This window comes from Oleiphilus sp. HI0117 (assembly GCF_001635235.1).
The window spans coordinates 1-872 of sequence record NZ_LWGA01000577.1; the positions used below are offsets into that span (position 1 = coordinate 1).

General features: G+C 46.0%; 1 protein-coding gene. It reads right to left on the reverse strand.

The annotated features are described in order from the left end of the window. Positions 1–47 precede the first annotated feature (47 nt). Positions 48–872: IS3 family transposase (locus A3757_RS06300; RefSeq protein WP_156506230.1), on the reverse strand; the 825-nt coding region annotated here is incomplete at its 5' end.

Sequence of the window (872 nt, forward strand, 5' to 3'; positions counted from 1 at the left end):
CAATGGTGCTTTCTCGGCGTTTTTCAAGGTAGTTGTCGCCTGAGCATTTAAGCTGCTTGTTTTTCCTTCTCCGGGTTCAACTTAACGTCACCCACTTTCTCCCAGTTCCGCGTAGCTTTTGACCACCTTATTTGGTTCTTTCTTTTCATCTTGCGATAAAGCTCATCCCTCTTCGATAATATTTCTTCATCCAGACCTAAGTGCCTTTGCTCTGGGGTAACAAAGTTAATTCGACTATGCCGGTGCTCTGTGTTGTACCAAGTGACAAACTCTTTCACCCAAGTTCTTGCTTCATCGATTGATTTAAATCCCTCAGATGGCCATCGACGACAGTACTTCAGGGTTCGAAATAGTGATTCTGAAAACGGATTATCATTACTTACACCAGGCCGACTTCGAGAGCTGGCGACACCCAAATCCTGCATTTTTGCTTGCATTGTTAAGCTCTTCATTGGGCTACCATTATCCGAGTGCAACACCAGGGATTTTCTGACGCACTTTTCTGACCAAACACTGCGCTCAAGCAATGCTGCTGCATGTTCTCCTTGCTCGGACTCATGCACTTCCCAGCCAACAATTTTGCGACTGAAGATATCTTCTATCATATACAGGTAATAATACCGCCCTATCACAGTTGCAGGGCAGTACGTAATATCCCAACTCCAGACTTCATTTGGCCCAGTGGCCGTATATCCCTTCGGTTTCTTCGTACCATTTTTGGGCTTGTCTCGCCCCCTGTGAGCCAGTTGATTATGTGCTTTGAGCACACGATAAAAGCTGGACTCAGAAGCAATATATTGCCCTTTATCCGCTAGCCTTGGTACGATTTGGCGGGGTGGAAGGTCCGCATATTCGGGCTCGTTACAGATATT